This window comes from Aliiroseovarius sp. PTFE2010 (assembly GCF_049943335.1).
GTDB lineage: Bacteria > Pseudomonadota > Alphaproteobacteria > Rhodobacterales > Rhodobacteraceae > JBNFVY01.
Genome location: NZ_JBNFVY010000015.1, coordinates 49,572 through 60,546 on the forward strand (window position 1 = coordinate 49,572; position 10,975 = coordinate 60,546).

Annotated in this window: 12 protein-coding genes; 3 read left to right on the forward strand and 9 right to left on the reverse strand. The window is 59.9% G+C overall.

What is annotated here, in order from left to right:
- Positions 1-180: 180 nt before the first annotated feature.
- Positions 181-324 (forward strand): transposase, encoded by a 144-nt coding sequence (locus ACP2AV_RS14710; protein WP_426373533.1) that lies wholly within the window; start codon positions 181-183, stop codon positions 322-324.
- Between the two features lie 246 nt (positions 325-570).
- On the opposite strand, the gene ACP2AV_RS14715 is transcribed toward ACP2AV_RS14710, so the two are convergent.
- The 8 genes from ACP2AV_RS14715 to ACP2AV_RS14750 all read right to left on the reverse strand — a co-directional run bounded on the left by ACP2AV_RS14715 (position 571) and on the right by ACP2AV_RS14750 (position 5,847).
- Positions 571-888 carry a type I restriction endonuclease subunit R, EcoR124 family gene (locus ACP2AV_RS14715; protein ID WP_426373534.1) on the reverse strand — a complete coding sequence of 106 codons (318 nt, stop codon included), beginning with the start codon at positions 886-888 and terminating at the stop codon, positions 571-573.
- Entirely contained in the window at positions 854-949 is a 96-nt protein-coding gene (locus ACP2AV_RS14720; RefSeq protein ID WP_426373535.1) for a hypothetical protein, read from the reverse strand. Before ACP2AV_RS14720 ends, ACP2AV_RS14715 begins: the two co-directional genes overlap by 35 nt.
- On the reverse strand, positions 949-1,152 hold the full coding sequence (locus ACP2AV_RS14725) for a hypothetical protein (RefSeq protein ID WP_426373536.1): 204 nt from the start codon (positions 1,150-1,152) through the stop codon (positions 949-951). The genes ACP2AV_RS14720 and ACP2AV_RS14725 overlap by 1 nt, the downstream gene beginning before the upstream one ends.
- Complete coding sequence (locus tag ACP2AV_RS14730; RefSeq protein ID WP_426373537.1) at positions 1,149-1,409, reverse strand: hypothetical protein; 261 nt, start codon at positions 1,407-1,409, stop codon at positions 1,149-1,151. The genes ACP2AV_RS14725 and ACP2AV_RS14730 overlap by 4 nt, the downstream gene beginning before the upstream one ends.
- A 266-nt stretch (positions 1,410-1,675) precedes the next feature.
- Positions 1,676-2,773: an ABC transporter ATP-binding protein gene (locus tag ACP2AV_RS14735; protein WP_426373538.1), complete on the reverse strand. Its 1,098-nt coding sequence runs from the start codon at positions 2,771-2,773 to the stop codon at positions 1,676-1,678.
- A 4-nt stretch (positions 2,774-2,777) separates the two neighbouring features.
- The gene (locus ACP2AV_RS14740) at positions 2,778-3,671 is read right to left on the reverse strand and encodes a carbohydrate ABC transporter permease (RefSeq protein ID WP_426373539.1); all 894 of its coding nucleotides are present in this window, start codon (positions 3,669-3,671) and stop codon (positions 2,778-2,780) included.
- Positions 3,664-4,536, reverse strand: a complete 873-nt coding sequence (locus tag ACP2AV_RS14745; RefSeq protein ID WP_426373540.1) for a carbohydrate ABC transporter permease — start codon at positions 4,534-4,536, stop codon at positions 3,664-3,666. The genes ACP2AV_RS14740 and ACP2AV_RS14745 overlap by 8 nt, the downstream gene beginning before the upstream one ends.
- 66 nt (positions 4,537-4,602) lie before the next feature.
- Positions 4,603-5,847 (reverse strand): ABC transporter substrate-binding protein, encoded by a 1,245-nt coding sequence (locus tag ACP2AV_RS14750; protein WP_426373541.1) that lies wholly within the window; start codon positions 5,845-5,847, stop codon positions 4,603-4,605.
- A gap of 242 nt (positions 5,848-6,089) precedes the next feature.
- On the opposite strand from ACP2AV_RS14750, the gene ACP2AV_RS14755 reads away from it, so the two are divergent.
- Together ACP2AV_RS14755 and ACP2AV_RS14760 are read left to right on the forward strand one after the other, a co-directional pair.
- A complete protein-coding gene (locus ACP2AV_RS14755; RefSeq protein ID WP_426373542.1) occupies positions 6,090-6,827 on the forward strand; it encodes a response regulator transcription factor in 738 nt (245 codons plus the stop codon).
- The gene (locus ACP2AV_RS14760; RefSeq protein WP_426373543.1) at positions 6,827-8,275 is read left to right on the forward strand and encodes a sensor histidine kinase; all 1,449 of its coding nucleotides are present in this window, start codon (positions 6,827-6,829) and stop codon (positions 8,273-8,275) included. Before ACP2AV_RS14755 ends, ACP2AV_RS14760 begins: the two co-directional genes overlap by 1 nt.
- 251 nt (positions 8,276-8,526) lie before the next feature.
- Here the strand turns inward: ACP2AV_RS14760 and ggt are convergent, their stop codons facing one another.
- Complete coding sequence (gene ggt / locus ACP2AV_RS14765; protein WP_426373546.1) at positions 8,527-10,320, reverse strand: gamma-glutamyltransferase; 1,794 nt, start codon at positions 10,318-10,320, stop codon at positions 8,527-8,529.
- Positions 10,321-10,975 lie beyond the last annotated feature (655 nt).

A 10,975-nucleotide genomic window follows, 5' to 3' on the forward strand; every position in this document is an offset into this window, starting at 1 on the left:
AATTTGCACGCCAGTGTTCCGCGCCTGACATAGGAGTCCCAGGCACGTCCCACTGTGCCATGGTCGGCGCCATGGTCGGCGGATGAGACGCGCCATCCGCTGCCCGGCAGCGCATCGTCTTCAGATGCGCGAGAGGGGGCAAAAGAGTTCCTGAAATTCCTGCGATAGATCGACAAGGCCGTGCCCGCCCGTCGCGATGTGCATCTGGTGTTCGATAACTACGCCACCCACAAGACGCGCGGGGTGAAGGCTTGGCTGGACAAGCACCCGCGCTTCAAGCTGCATTTCACGCCCACCAGCGCATCATGGCTGAACCTGGTCTAGCGCTTCTTTGCCGAGATCACGTCAACGCGCATCCGACGCGGCAGTTATTCCAGCGTCGACGATCTGGAAGCCGCAGTCTACGACTATCTCGCCCAGCACAACGGGAATCCCAAGCCTTTCAGGTGGACCAGGAGCGCCGAAAACATCCTCATCCGCGAACGCCGCGCGCTCAACGCTCTCGATGAAATAAGGGGAAACAGGTAACATCTGTCAGACGCGGAACACTAGGCTCCTCCGATACCTTCATCAAAAAGTTGAACTAAGATTCATAAGCTGACTTACGATCCGCTCGACAACTGATTTCCGCTCCAGGATTTTAGGTTTTTCGTCCAGGGCTTCAACGACGGCTCCCTGAAGCGGTTGCTTTCCTGAAAAGTGGTAACTTTCAATCATCGCTTTGAACGCGCCCGCATTGAGGCCTTCCGTTTCACAGATAGTGGTAATCGCCTTTGACTTTTCCTCATTCCAAAAACTATCGAATGCACTCTCAATCGTTTGATTGCCAGATACATGCGGCATGTGCTCATCATTAAACTTTTCGATAAGCTCGCGCTTGCTGCGCATCTAACGCCAGATCGTCGCTATCAAACTGCGTAAAGCTCGTCAGCACATTGCGCAAACGCATCAGGTCGCGGAAAGCGCGGACGAAAGCCAGCTGGTCTTGGCAAACTCCGCGTCCCAGAGCGTCACACCGTTTTGCTTGCCAAGTTGTTCGCGCAGGTTGGCGCGCATGGCGTTCATGTCGGGCAGCGCGATGGGCGCATAGCCAAGCCCTGTAAGGCGTTTGACAAGACCAGCCTCAAGCTGCGCTTCGGATTGCGTGGTCATTCCGGCTTCTTTTTCGGGGTCAAGATCAGCAAGACAAGACACACAAAAAAGGCAATCGTGCTTAGAACCATAAGCAACCCGGTATGGGATTGAACCAGCCCCATGCTTGGGTCTTTCGAAAAAGCATTGTCAACTTTTCCGAACGTAAAGAGGCTACCAGCGCTGTCGCCCATAGAAGTGACGGTGGCCGCAATCGGCACCCAGATAAACATCCCCGCAGAGCCCACAAGCCCAAGCACACAGAACAAAACTCTCATATCTACACAAACATCTGCTGAAGCAGACCCTTTTTGAATTCTTGCATTTTCTCAAGCTGCTCCGTCACAGCGGCGATCTTGGCATCGATGGGGCATTGTTGCACAAATCGGCCTGAGGTCGGACTGCCCCTTACCCCAGGGGCCTTCGGCTTGGTGGTTTGGCCTGAGCGGCGGATTTTGGGGGGCAGGGCCGTTTGATGACCGCTCTGGGCTTGGTTGTGTGTGACTTGTCGACCCGCAATAGTTCCGCGATCAATATCGCCGGTTCAGTTCAGGCGTTCGCCGGTGTCGGGTGAGAAATAAGACACTTTGCCGAGGTTGAATGCCAGTTTCTGGCGCTGGCCTGGTTGGGCTGTGGTTTCGGCATGCAAGCGCGCGGTGACCTGCGTGCCGCCCAGTTGCATGACGATGAAGGTGTCGGCGCCGGCAGGCTCGACGATATCGACAAGGCACTCGGCCTGCTGCGCGCTGTGATCGGCGCGGGAATCGGGCTCGGCGATGTCCTCGGGGCGCACGCCAATGATGACGTCGTCCGGCAAGTTCCGCGTCTTGGTATCGGTCAGCACGAACGGCGAGTCATCGCGGCGCGCGATTTCGATCCTGGTGCCTGACCCGTTCGACCTGGCTTTGGCGGGGATCAGGTTCATCGCCGGATTGCCCATGAAATCGGCGACAAACAGGTTGGCAGGGCGGTTGTAGATTTCCGACGGCGCGCCGATCTGCTGGATCACACCGCCCTTCATCACGACGATCTTGCTGGCCAGGGTCATCGCTTCGATCTGATCGTGGGTCACATAGACAATCGATGCATCAAGACGCTGATGCAACTCTTTGATTTCCGTGCGCATTTCCACGCGAAGCTTGGCATCGAGGTTCGAAAGCGGCTCGTCGAACAAAAAGAGCTTGGGATCGCGCACCAAGGCCCGGCCCATCGCAACGCGCTGGCGCTGACCGCCGGAAAGCTGGCCGGGGCGGCGGTTCAGCAATGGTTCGATCTGCAACTGCTGGGCGACATGTTTCAGCTTTTGGGCCTGCGTGGCCTGATCAACGCCGCGCACTTTCATCCCGAAGGTGATGTTCTTGGCGACCGACATTGTAGGGTAGAGCGCATAGGACTGGAACACCATCGCGATGTCGCGGTCCTTGGGGCTGACATTGGTCATGTCGCGCCCGTCAATGCTCAGCGCGCCGCTATTGATCGGCTCAAGCCCCGCGATGCAGTTCAGCAAGGTCGACTTGCCGCAGCCCGACGGACCAACCAGCACCAGAAAATCACCGCGGTCGATCGAGACATTGATATCCTTGAGAATTTCGACCTTTCCGTAGTTCTTGTAGAGATTTTTGATGTCAAGAATAGGCGCCATGGGATCACCCTTTCACAGAGCCAGCGGTCAGACCGCGGATGAAGTATTTGCCGGCAACGACGTAGACCAAAAGCGTGGGAAGCGCCGCGATGATCGCGGTGGCCATATCCACGTTGTATTCCTTCACGCCGGTCGTGGAATTGACGATGTTGTTGAGGGCCACGGTAATTGGCTGCGTGCCGGCCTGGCTGAACGACACACCAAACAGGAAATCGTTCCAGATCTGCGTGAACTGCCAGATCACCGTCACCACGATGATCGGCAAACTCAGCGGCATGAAGATCGACCAAAAGATGCGGAAGAACCCCGCGCCATCGACCTTGGCCGCTTTTGTCAGCTCGGACGGGATCGACACGTAGTAATTGCGAAAGAACAGCGTGGTAAAGCCCAACCCATAGATCACATGAACGAAAACCAGCCCAGGGATCGTGCCGGCAATGCCCATCATGCCCAAAAGACGCGCCATAGGCAGCAGGACCACCTGAAAGGGGATAAAGCAGCCAAAGAGCATGGCGGCGAAAAACAGGTTGGCCCCGCGAAAATGCCAGTGCGCAACGACATAGCCGTTCAGGGCGCCGATCAGGGTCGAAAGCAGAACCGCCGGCACCGCGATCAGGACCGAGTTCCAGAAAAACGGACGAACCCCTTCGCACTGAATGCCCGTGCACGCTTTGGACCATGCCGTGATCCATGCGTCAAAGGTCACCTCGCGGGGCAGCGACATCAGATCGCCGGTGCGAATTTCTTCCAGGCTTTTCAGCGATGTCGTGACCATCACGAACAGCGGCATCAGGTAATAAAGGGCGAACACTCCAAGGATCACATAGAGCAACCAGCGCAGCGCGATTTTACCAGCGCGGCTTCGGCCACGCGCAGGGATATGGGCCATATCAGTCATTTTTCGCCCTCAATTCCGAGTAGAGGTAGGGGACGACGATGGCGAACACGACGGCCATCATGATCATCGCCGAACTGGCGGCCTGGCCGATATCGCCGCGCGAAAAAGCCATCGCGTACATGTAGGTCGCGGGCAGATCGGACGCAAAGCCCGGACCGCCCCCTGTGAGCGCGATGACAAGATCAAAGCTCTTGATTGCCAGATGCGACAGGACGATGAAGGCAGACAGGAAAATCGGCGCCATCGACGGGATGATGATCGCGGTATAGACGCGCCACGTGGGAATTCCGTCGACCTGCGCGGCGCGGATGATTTCGGTATCTACCGAGCGTAATCCGGCCAGAAACAGCGCCATGACAAAGCCCGAACTTTGCCAGATGGCAGCGATGACAATCGTGTAGATCGCCATGTCCGGGTTGACCAGCCAGTCGAACGTAAAGCTCTCAAACCCCCAGCCGCGCACCGTCGCTTCAATGCCCAGCCCCGGATTGAGGATCCACTTCCACGCGGTCCCCGTCACGATCATCGACAGCGCCATCGGGTACAGATAAATCGTGCGGATCGCGCCTTCGATCCGAATGTTCTGGTCCAGCAGGATCGCCAGAACCAGACCCAGGATCATCGAAATGACGATAAAGAGCGCCCCGAAAATGAACAGGTTGTTCATCGCCACATCCCAGCGTGGTGACGCAAACAGACGCTCGTATTGTATGAAGCCGTGAATGTCGTATTTCGGCAGCAGTTTCGAGCGCGTCAGCGACACCCAGGCGGTCCAGGCGATAAAACCATAAACGAAGATGAGAACCGCGACAAAGGACGGCGCCAGAACAACTTTGGGCAGGTGATCTTCAAGCCACTTGGTCATGGGAAAGCTCCGGGATTGCCGCCTGCGCCCCGCAAGCAGGGCGCAGGCACACCGATTGACGGCGGATCAGAGGCTGTTGGCGATGGCCGCTGCCAGTTGCTTGACCGCTTCATCCGACGACATGTCCGAATTGAAATGCGATGTCACAACATCTGTGATTGCGCCCGACTGTGCGCCGCGCAATGCCATGCCATGCGCATAGCTGGGCAACAGCGCGCCGCTTTCGCCGCTGGCCGCCATGTCCTGGGCCGACAGATGCGCACAGCTGTCAAATTCGTCCAGGGGCACATCGGTGCGCACGGGGATCGACCCCTTGTTCAGATTGAAGACCTTCTGAAAGCTGGGGCCCACGATCAGCTTGGCCAGCAGTTCCTGACCGGCTTTGCTGTCTTCGCCATCGACGTCGAACATCGCAAAGCTGTCCACGTTATAGAGAAAGCCTTCACCCGGAACGGACGCGCAGAGGAAATCTTCGCCCGGCGTTTTGCCCGCTGCCAGGAATTCGCCCTTGGCCCAATCGCCCATGATCTGGAACGCCGCTTCGCCGTTCATGACCATCGCTGTGGCAAGGTTCCAATCGCGACCCGGAAAGTTGGGGTCGACAAATCCGCGCATGATGCGCACCTGGTCGAACACAGCCTTCATTTTGTCCGAGGTCAGCGTGTCTTCGTCCAGCTCTACAAAGGCCTTGCGAAAGCCATCAGGGCCCAGAATGCCAAGGGCGACAGCTTCGAACACGGTCGCGTCCTGCCATGCCTGACCGCCATGCGCGAGCGGGATGATGCCCGCGGCCTGCAGCTTTTCGGCCGCTGCGTTGAATTCGTCCCATGTGTTGGGCATCTGGATGTCGTTGGCTTCAAGAACGTCGGCGTTCGCCCAGATCCAGTCAACCCGGTGCACGTTCACCGGCGCGGCGCACCATGTGCCTTCGCATTTCATGTGCCCAGCGATCGAGGACGGCAGAACCTCGGCCCAGCCTTCGGCCTCGGCGACCGAGGATATGTCGGCCAGAACGCCTTCTTCGTGCCATTCCTGTATGGCAGGGCCCTTTAGCTGAACGGCTGTTGGGGCATTGCCGGACAGAACGCGGGCACGCAGCGCGCTCATGGCGCTGTCGCCACCGCCGCCTGCGACGGGCATGTCAGTCCATGTGCCGCCATTGTCTGAGAATTCCTTTTGCAAGACGGCGACAGACTTGGCTTCACCGCCAGATGTCCACCAGTGCAGAACTTCGGCCTTCGGCTCAGCGATAGCGGCGCCGGCCGACAGCAAGGCAACAGCACAGACTGCGCTTGTAAGCGTATTTTTCATTTTGGGTCCTCCCGACAAGAATTCAGAACGCGCCGCAGGTGGGCCGTTCGGATCAAGTAGAAAACTTGTGGACCATCGATTGTGCGCCATGCAATGGGTGCAGTGCGGCCATACGGCCTGCGGGACGATAAATCCGGCGCAATTGTTACGCGGTGTTACCTTGGCCTTGATTCCGTTGCACTGTGGTTCATAGACCGGATCAGGGGCCTCAGTGTTCGCGTGTAAGAGGTGGGAGGAGCGACGTGACGATTCCGCGACTGCTAGTCGTTGATGATGACACTGAACTGAGGCAGATGCTGACGCAGGTTCTGCAGCAAAACGGATGCATTGCGCTGCCGGCCACCAATGAGGCCGAAATAGGCAAGCACCTGTCCTCTGGCCGGATCGATCTGATCCTGCTCGACGTGATGCTGGGCGACGAAAACGGGGTTGAGATATGTGCGCGCCTGCGAAGCGAACAGTCGGTGCCGATCATCATGATTTCTGCCCTGTCCACGGATTCTGATCGCATGGCCGGTTATGCAGTTGGCGCGGATGACTACATCGCCAAGCCGTTCAACACCGAATTGCTGCTGGCGCGGATCCGGGCGGTACTGGCACGCGCGCGCCGCACCTCTTCGCTGGTCTATCGCCGCCACAAGGCAACGTTTCATTTCGCAGGCTGGGTCTACGATTCCAAGCGCGACGAAGTGCTGTCACCGGACGGGTACCAAGTTTCGCTGTCGCGCCGCGAGACGGCCTTGCTGCAAGCGTTGCTGGCAAACGCGCACATTCCGTTGACCCGCGCCGAAATCGCCGAGGCGTTGGATGTCACCGGCGAGGCCGAGACCAGTTCCGATGCCCAAGGGCGCGCAATTGACGTGCTTGTCGGGCGTCTGCGCGCCAAGATCGAAAAGGATCCCAAATCGCCCGAAATGCTGCGTACAGAGCGCGGCGTGGGGTATGTATTCGCGGTCGATGTGACTGCCGAGGACCGGTGATGCAAACGCTCAGAAGCCTGCGGGTCGGCGGGGTCGGTCTGGTCCTGGTGGCCTTTGCATTGGGCCTGCTTTCCGCATCGCTCTGGCTGCAATCGAACGCCCGTTGGAGCGCCTATCTGGACAATGCCAAATTCGCCGGCGCCGTGCTCTATGACAGTCTGCAAACGGGCGGCGAGCCGCCGGTCGGGGTGCGGATTTCACCGCTGGATGCGCAGGATCAGGCACGCGCGCAGGCTGGAATATTCGAACAGGTTTCAGGCATTGCGCCCACGTCTCTTGTGACGAATTTTTCCATTCGCCCGGATTTGACGCGCGATCGCATCTCGCGCCCCTTGACGCTTGCGGTTTTGTCGTCTGATCTGCGCTATCCGCTGGCGGCCGTGTCCTCGCGCGCTGACCAGACACCGGCCGAGACCATGGGCGCCTTGACCATGCTGTTGGCGACCTATTGCAGCGATCCCATTCTGATCGCCAAACTGGGCCAGGCGCCCTGGGTGCAAATCGACGGCGACCGGGTCTGGAGCTGCGCCGCGGCGCCCAGTGATTTGCGGCTGCTGGCTGCGGGGATCAGCCTGGTTGCGATCGGCGCGCTTGTGACGCTGGTACTGAACAGCTCGGCGCAGTTTTCCGGCTTTGCGCAAATGCTCAGACACCGCAATCGCATTGGCGGGCCCCAATTCTACCAAACCGAAGGGCTTTACGAACTGCGCGAGATCGTCAGCTCGGTGAACAGCTATCTGGCTGGCGAACGCGATCGGCTGGCCGAACGCGCGGCAGTCCTTTCCGGTGTCAGTCACGATCTTGGCACGCCCGCAACCCGGCTCAAACTACGCGCCGCCCTGATCCCCGATGCCGACCTGCGCGCGAAACTTGAAGCGGATATCGACAGCATGACAGGGATCATCGAAAGCGTACTGACCTATACCCGAGCCGAGTTGGACGCCGAAGTGCCGCGGAAATTGTCGCTGAAATCGCTGCTGCAATCGATTGTGGACGATTATCAGGATATCGGACGTCCGGTCGAATTTGCAGGCACCCAGAAGATGTCGGTGCATGGCGCGCCGTCGCTTTTCATGTCGCGCCGCGGCGTTGGATCGCTTGGCGATGACGACAAGGTCATCGTGCTTGCGCGCCCCGTCACGCTGGCCCGCGCGGTGTCCAACCTGATCGACAATGCCCTGAAATACGGGCGCCGTGCGACGGTGTCGTTGGAAAAGGATGCCGATCACGCAGTGATCATTGTCCAGGACGAAGGCAATGATATGTCGGCAGCTGAAGTCGAGAATTTGATGGCCCCCTACAGGCGCGGCAGCAACACACAGCTGATCGATGGCCACGGGCTGGGCCTGACCATCGCTTCAACCGTCGCCAATTTGCACGGTGGCACCCTGACTTTTGAGCCTGGTGCAAAAGGGCTTCTGGCCCGGATCACCATTCTGAGGCGGTAGCGGCCGGGGTCACGCATCAATTCCGCGTCGGCGCGGGGCTGCGTTGATCGCCTGTGCCCCATACGCACGGCGGTCCGGCGGCCCCGACCTTCCGGTTTCCGCGCTTGGCCGCCCTTATATGCCGCGATATCGATTTTTCTTCAGGCGCTGCGTTGATCACGGACCACACAGGGCATGGCTGGCTTGGCCGGGCGGGGCAGGGGGCACCGTCTGCCCGGTCCCGCTGGCATTGGGCGCAAGCGCCGATGCAATCAATCGCCCAAAGCAATCCCTTCGCGGCGCGGGTCAGCCCCGCCGGTCAGCCCGTCGCCTAGCGAAATCGCGTGCAGTCCGGAATTCAGATCGCGTGTGTTGACCTGATACCCGAGCGCCTCCAGTTGGGGGGCCATCGCCTCGGCCTCGGTGCCCGCTTCGATGTCATAAGTGCCGAAGCGGTTGACCAGATGGGGCAGGGCGACGGCCTGTTGCACGTCCATTCCCCAGTCCAGATATGCGACGATGGATTTGGCCACATAGCCGATGATCCGACTGCCCCCGGGGCTGCCGATCACAAGGCGAGCGGTGCCATCCTTCATCACAATTGTCGGCGCCATCGACGAACGCGGTCGCTTGCCCGGTTCAACCCGGTTGGCAATGGGAATGCCATCGGCGTGGGTGCGAAAGGAAAAATCGGTCAGTTCGTTGTTGAGCAGAAAGCCCCGCACGAAAAGCCGCGAGCCGAAGGCGTTTTCCACCGTGGTGGTCATCGACAGGGCGTTGCCATAGGCATCGACGATCGAAATATGCGACGTGGATGGCAATTCGATACTGGCATCGTCTGCCCAGAGCAGGGCGTGATCGAAGTCGGGCGTGCCGGGGGATACCTCGGGCAGGGCGTCATCGCCGCCAAGCAGCGCGGCGCGCGCGTCCAGATACTCTGGTGCCACCAGCCCCTGCACCGGCACCGGCACGAAATCCGTGTCCGCCATGTATCGCCCGCGGTCGGCAAAGGCCAGGCGCGAGGCATCGCCGATCAGCCGCCACGCTTCGGGGTTTTGGGCGCCAAGCGCCGCAAGGTCGTAGCGATCCAGCAGCCCCAGGATCTGGCCAACCGTTAGTGCGCCCGATGACGGGGGCCCCATGCCGCACACGTCATTGCCGCGGTAGGGCACGCAGACAGCGGGCCGTTCCACCACGTGATATATCGACAGGTCCAGCATCGACAGTGTGCCCGGATTGCCGGGTGCAGTGCGAACGGTGCGCACGATATCTTCCGCAATCGGCCCATGATAGAGCGCATCAGCCCCGTGCACCGCGATCTGGCGTAGGGTGTCGGCATAGTCCGGATTGGTCAAAACCTGGCCCGCGGCAATCGGCTGGCCCGCAGGCAGGAAATAGTCGGCGGTGGCCGGAAACCGGGCCAGCCGGTCTGCATCGCGCGCCACCATCTCTGCCAGCCGCGGAGACACGGCAAACCCGCCATCGGCCAGTGCGATGGCGTCGTCAAATAGATCATGCCAGTTGGCCCGACCCCAACGCCGGTGCGCCTCTTGCATTAGCTGCGGGGTGCCCGGCGTCCCAACCGACAGGCCGCCCACCACCGCATCAAAGAATTTCAGCGGTGCGCCCTGTTCATCTTGGAACAGGGTAGGGGTGGCCTTGAGGGGGGCCGTTTCTCGTCCATCCAGCGTGGTGACTTGGCCCGATGCCGCGTCGTACCAGACCAAAAAGGCCCCACCGCCCAACCCCGAGGATTGCGGTTCGACCAGGCCCAGAACCGCCTGGGCGGCCACCATCGCGTCGGCCGCGCTGCCCCCTGCTTCCAATACGTCCGCGCCAGCCTGCGCGGCCAGCGGGTTGGCGGCGGCGATCATCCAGCTGTCTGCTGTGACCGGCTGCCCGGACGCTTTGGCCTGCAGCGCGGCATCGATCCTGTCCGACACCCCGGTAAAGGCGGCGCCGGCGTCGGTTTGCGCTTCGGGGGCAACCGCGTCGCTGACTTGCTGCGCCGTTGCGGGAACTGACAGCAACAATGCGGCAGCAAGGGCCTGGAAAATACGTGTCATCATGACCTCGCGGGTTGGGTGGGTTGTGCGCGAGTGTGCCAGCAAAAGCAGATCTGACCAAATTCTTTGTCGCGCCCCGCGGGTGGGCCCGTGGGCGTAGGACCAGGGCAGGGGACCCGGGCAGGATGGCGCGTGCGTGCGGCGACCTTGGACATAGCGGCTGCTTGTCCCATTGGTGGGCGCCCGGCAGACGCAGGAATGTCAGAAGAGTGGCGCAGATGTTCGTTGCATGCGCGTTTGTCGACAATCCAGATTCAAGCGTCGGGTGGAATCGCCCGCAACAGGTGCCAGACCGCGGCGAGATGTGAAAAGCGTGCAGAATCGCGAAGCGCGTTGGCCAAAGACGCCCATGACCCACAACATATTGGGCAGAGCCCCAATATTGCGTAGGTCAGTGTCACTTCAACGATGTGGCTGAAATTGAACGAATGGGCGCTTCTGTCGGGCTGGCCGGAACACTGACTCGCCCTGAGTCGCCACAGCCCTCGCAAAGACCGTTTGAAGATCGTAATTTGCCATCTTAAAAACATAGCTATATCAATGTGTTGAAAGGTTTGTGAACTTTTCTTGTAAAAAGCCCTTGCGGGTTTTGATAGGTATCCGTAAAAGCCCCTTCACCGGCGGCGCTGAGGCGCTAACGGGACGCCAGACGGGC

Excerpts from the sequence above, each read along its gene's own strand:
- ACP2AV_RS14715 (WP_426373534.1), bottom strand. The coding sequence starts at position 888 with ATGCGCAGCAAGCGCGAGCTTATCGAAAAGTTTAATGATGAGCACATG.
- ACP2AV_RS14720 (WP_426373535.1), bottom strand. The coding sequence starts at position 949 with ATGCGTTTGCGCAATGTGCTGACGAGCTTTACGCAGTTTGATAGCGAC.
- ACP2AV_RS14725 (WP_426373536.1), bottom strand. The coding sequence starts at position 1,152 with ATGACCACGCAATCCGAAGCGCAGCTTGAGGCTGGTCTTGTCAAACGC.
- ACP2AV_RS14730 (WP_426373537.1), bottom strand. The coding sequence starts at position 1,409 with ATGAGAGTTTTGTTCTGTGTGCTTGGGCTTGTGGGCTCTGCGGGGATG.
- ACP2AV_RS14735 (WP_426373538.1), bottom strand. The coding sequence starts at position 2,773 with ATGGCGCCTATTCTTGACATCAAAAATCTCTACAAGAACTACGGAAAG.
- ACP2AV_RS14740 (WP_426373539.1), bottom strand. The coding sequence starts at position 3,671 with ATGACTGATATGGCCCATATCCCTGCGCGTGGCCGAAGCCGCGCTGGT.
- ACP2AV_RS14745 (WP_426373540.1), bottom strand. The coding sequence starts at position 4,536 with ATGACCAAGTGGCTTGAAGATCACCTGCCCAAAGTTGTTCTGGCGCCG.
- ACP2AV_RS14750 (WP_426373541.1), bottom strand. The coding sequence starts at position 5,847 with ATGAAAAATACGCTTACAAGCGCAGTCTGTGCTGTTGCCTTGCTGTCG.
- ACP2AV_RS14760 (WP_426373543.1), top strand. The coding sequence starts at position 6,827 with ATGCAAACGCTCAGAAGCCTGCGGGTCGGCGGGGTCGGTCTGGTCCTG.
- ggt (WP_426373546.1), bottom strand. The coding sequence starts at position 10,320 with ATGACACGTATTTTCCAGGCCCTTGCTGCCGCATTGTTGCTGTCAGTT.